Source organism: Rhodopseudomonas sp. WA056, assembly GCF_010906995.1.
Classification (GTDB): Bacteria; Pseudomonadota; Alphaproteobacteria; order Rhizobiales; family Xanthobacteraceae; genus Rhodopseudomonas; species Rhodopseudomonas palustris_G.
In genome coordinates, this window is sequence record NZ_QPFS01000200.1 from 1 (window position 1) to 4,396 (window position 4,396).

The following is a 4,396-nucleotide window of genomic DNA, read 5'->3' on the forward strand; positions in this document are numbered from 1 at the left end:
CCCCGCCTCCCGCCCCGGCCAAACGGCCGGCTCCCGTTTCCGGCCAGCGCGCCCCCGCGAGGTGAGCCCGACAATGAGAATTGCCGCCCTTCCCCGTTCGCGCCGCGGCACGCTCGCCGCGGTTTGCGCCGCGCTGATCGCCGTGTCGGCCCTGGGGCCGCGACCGGCGGCGGCGCAGAGCGCCGTGCAGGGCGTGCCGAATGCGATGCAGGGCTTCTCGCAGAACCGCGACAAGCCGATCCAGATCGAATCCGACACGCTGGAAGTGCGCGACAAGAAGAAGGAAGCGACCTTCTCCGGCAACGTCAAAGTGGTGCAGGGCGACACCACGATGACTTCGCAGACCCTGGTGGTGTTCTACGATCAGGATCAGGCGCCGGCCAAGGGAGCCAAAGGCAAGCCGATGGCAGCGGCCGCGCCGGGGCCGGACGGCGCCTCGTCGATCCGGCGGCTCGAGGCCAAGGGCCATGTTGTCGTCACCCAGAAAGACCAGGTCGTCACCGGCGACAAGGCGGTGTTCGAGACCAAGACCAACCTCGTGACGATGACCGGCAATGTGGTGCTGACCCAGGCCCGCAACGTGGTGCGCGGCGATCGGCTGATGGTCGACATGACCACCGGCGTGTCGCGGGTGGAATCAGACAGCGGTCGGGTCCAGGGCCTGTTCCAATCGTCGGGGACAAATGGCGGCGGCCCGCTGCCACTCGGGCCGCCGACCGGTTCGGGCAAGCCGAAGTGACCCGGCGCGACGATCGGCGGGCACCGATGTTGAACCGGATGCCGCAGGCCTGTAACAGCGATTGGGAAGCCTTGCCCCTGTCGCAACGCCACAACGCCGTGGTGCCGGCACGCGGCACCGGCTGCGGCGCCACCCGTATGACGGTGGCATGGTGCGTCACTGGGCAGGTTCGATAGCGGCATGGTGGATCTTCGCGGCATGTTCCGTCGGCGCGGCCCGAAGGCTTCCGGGTTTGCAGGCGCACGAACCGATATCACCGGACTCGGCGACGAGGTCGGCGATTTGCTGACCGCGCCGGTCCGCGACGCCCCGCCGGTCGCGCGCAGCGATGCGTATGCGGCTCAGCAGAGAACGCCGATGGCCGCCGCTCCACGTCAGACCACGGCCCCGACCCGACAGGCGAGCGCACCCCGGGCCGCGACACCATCCGGCTATCTGGCAGTTCACAGCGTCGAGAAGAGCTTCGGCACCCGCAAGATCGTGCGCGGTGTCAGCATCTATGTCCGCCGCGGCGAAGCGGTCGGCCTGCTCGGCCCGAACGGCGCCGGCAAGACCACGGTGTTCTACATGATCACCGGGCTGATCAAGGCCGACAACGGCGCGATCGAACTCGACGGCCACGACGTCACCAAGCTGCCGATGTATCAGCGCGCCCGTCTCGGCATCGGTTACCTGCCTCAGGAAGCCTCGATCTTCCGCGGCCTCACGGTCGAACAGAACATCCGTGCGGTGCTGGAATCGGTCGAACCGGACAAGCGCAAGCGCGAGTCCCAGCTCGACAATCTGCTGCAGGAATTCAACATCGAGCGGTTGCGCAAATCGCCGTCGATCGCGCTGTCCGGCGGCGAGCGCCGCCGCGTCGAGATCGCCCGCGCGCTCGCGAGCCGGCCGAACTACATGCTGCTCGACGAGCCGTTCGCCGGCATCGATCCGATCGCGGTCGGCGACATCCAGGATCTGGTGCGACATCTCACCAATCGCGGCATCGGCGTTCTGATCACCGATCACAACGTCCGCGAAACGCTCGGCCTTACTGACCGCGCCTACATCGTCTATGCGGGCGAGATCCTGACCGAGGGGACGCCGGAAGATATCGTCAACGACCCGGACGTCAGGCGTCTTTACCTCGGCGAAGAGTTCCGGCTGTGAAGCCGGTTGCGGTTTGCACAGAGGGAGTCCATGATCTCCGGGTCCGGACCGATCCGACCTTGTGATCGTACTACCTAGATACCGGACCCGGCCGCCGCCGAAGTGCTGCCGCCTCTACTCCAAATTTCCCATTCGTCAAGGCGTGTACAACCGCACCGGAAAGGCGTAAGCAAGAAACGGACCAACTACCGTTTTGGCCACCATGGCGCTGTCGCAACGACTCGAATTCCGCCAGACACAGTCTCTGGTGATGACCCCGCAACTGATGCAGGCGATCAAGCTGCTTCAGTTGTCGAATCTCGACCTCGCGGCATTCGTCGAAGACGAACTCGAGAAGAACCCGCTTCTCGATCGCGCCAGTGACAATGGCGAGCCCCCGGTCGCGGGTGAGACCGCGGCGGACGGCAGCGAGAGCGCTAACGATTTCAGCCAGAGCGGCGGTGACGACGCCGGCGGTGAAAGCTCCGACTTCGTCGAGGCGGGAAGTGCCAGCGCCTTCGAGCCTGGCACCGAAGAGTGGATGCACCGGGATCTCGGCAGCCGCAGCGATATCGAGCAGACGCTCGATACCGGCATGGAGAACGTATTCCCCGAAGAGCCGGCCGAAGCCGCAGCCCGCGCCGCACAGGACAGCGCGCCGGCCTCCTATACGGAATGGGGCGGCGGGGCCTCGTCGGACGAGGGCTATAATCTCGAAGCCTTCGTGGCCGCCGAGACTTCGCTCGCCGATCATCTCGCCGAACAGCTCGCCGTTGCGGTGACGACGCCGTCGCAGCGCCTGATCGGTCAGTACCTGATCGATCTGGTCGACGACGCCGGCTACTTGCCGCCCGATCTCGGCGACGCCGCCGAACGGCTCGGCGCCAGTTCGGCCGAAGTCGAAGCGGTCGTGCACGTGTTGCAGACCTTCGATCCGCCCGGCATCTGCGCGCGCAACCTGAGCGAATGCCTCGCCATCCAGCTCCGCGAGCGCGACCGCTACGATCCGGCCATGCAGGCGCTGGTCGAACATCTCGATCTTTTGGCCAAGCGCGACGTCGCCAGCTTGCGCAAGATCTGCGGCGTCGACGACGAGGATCTCGTCGACATGATCGGCGAGATCCGCCACCTCGATCCGAAGCCCGGACTGAAATTCGGCTCGTCGCGGGTGCAGACCATCGTGCCCGACGTATTCGTCCGCCCCGGCCCCGACGGCGGCTGGCTGGTCGAACTCAACAGCGACACGTTGCCGAAGGTACTCGTCAACCAGTCGTATTATTCGGAGCTGTCGAAGACGATCCGCAAGGACGGCGACAAATCGTACTTCTCCGACTGTCTGCAGAACGCCACCTGGCTGGTGCGCGCGCTTGATCAGCGCGCCCGCACCATTCTCAAGGTCGCCACCGAGATCGTGCGCCAGCAGGACGGCTTCTTCACCCACGGCGTCAAACATCTGCGGCCGCTGAATCTGAAAGCCGTGGCCGACGCGATCCAGATGCACGAATCGACGGTGTCGCGCGTCACCGCCAACAAATACATGGCGACCAACCGCGGCACTTTCGAACTTAAGTATTTCTTCACCGCGTCGATCGCTTCCGCCGACGGCGGCGAAGCGCACTCGGCCGAAGCCGTGCGGCACCAGATCCGCCAGTTGATCGACAGCGAGGATCCGTCGGCGATCCTGTCGGATGATACGATCGTCGACCGGCTGCGCGAAGCCGGCATCGACATCGCGCGTCGCACCGTCGCGAAGTATCGCGAAGCGATGCGTATCCCCTCTTCAGTGCAGCGCCGCCGGGACAAACAGAACATGCTCGGTACGCAGTCGGCGGCCGCGAGCCGGTCCCGCGACACCGCCCCAGCTTGATTGCGCGGCCCTGCTCTGACTAGTGTCACCTCCCCTAAGACGAATCGAGGACTGCCATGACCATCCGGATATCCGGCAAGAGCATCAGCATCGGCGAAGCGCTGCGCGGCCGCGTGAGCGAACGCACCGAGGAGGTGTTGCGCAAGTATTTCGATGGCAACTATTCGGGACACTTCACGCTCAGCAAGGACGGTTTCGGCTTCCGTACCGATTGTGCGCTGCACCTTGATTCCGGCATCACCCTGGAAGCCGAGGCCAACGCGGCGGACGCTTATGCGAGCGCCGATCAGGCGCTGGTGCAGATCGAAAAGCGGCTGCGCCGCTACAAGAGCCGGCTGAAGGATCGTTCGGCGCGCAAGGCCCATGCCGAAGCCAACGCTCTGGCCGAACTCAGCACGCCGGTGGACGTGCCGAGCTACGTGATCGAGGCGCCCGGCGACGAGGAACATCAGGAAGACGCCTACAACCCGGTGATCATCGCCGAGGCCACCACCGCGATGAAGCGGCTCTCGGTGAGCGAGGCGGTGGTCGAGCTCGACCTCACCGGCGCGCCGGTGGTGGTGTTCCTGCACGGCGGCTCGGGCCGCGTGAACATCATCTATCGTCGTGCCGACGGCAATATCGGCTGGATCGATCCGCCGGTGCCGAACGGCGCCGCGAGC

Annotated in this window: 4 protein-coding genes; all 4 read left to right on the forward strand. The window is 65.6% G+C overall.

Translation table 11 applies throughout. The features are described 5' to 3' along the window. The first annotated feature begins 73 nt into the window (after positions 1-73). Positions 74-739: an LptA/OstA family protein gene (locus tag DU475_RS23055; RefSeq protein WP_164633438.1), complete on the forward strand. Its 666-nt coding sequence runs from the start codon at positions 74-76 to the stop codon at positions 737-739. A gap of 180 nt (positions 740-919) precedes the next feature. Continuing rightward, complete coding sequence (lptB, locus tag DU475_RS23060) at positions 920-1,888, forward strand: LPS export ABC transporter ATP-binding protein (RefSeq protein ID WP_164633439.1); 969 nt, start codon at positions 920-922, stop codon at positions 1,886-1,888. A gap of 202 nt (positions 1,889-2,090) precedes the next feature. Continuing rightward, positions 2,091-3,734: an RNA polymerase factor sigma-54 gene (gene rpoN / locus DU475_RS23065; RefSeq protein ID WP_164633440.1), complete on the forward strand. Its 1,644-nt coding sequence runs from the start codon at positions 2,091-2,093 to the stop codon at positions 3,732-3,734. Between the two features lie 56 nt (positions 3,735-3,790). Then, positions 3,791-4,396, forward strand: a 606-nt coding sequence (hpf, locus tag DU475_RS23070) for a ribosome hibernation-promoting factor, HPF/YfiA family (RefSeq protein WP_013499899.1), incomplete at its 3' end; no start/stop codon positions are given.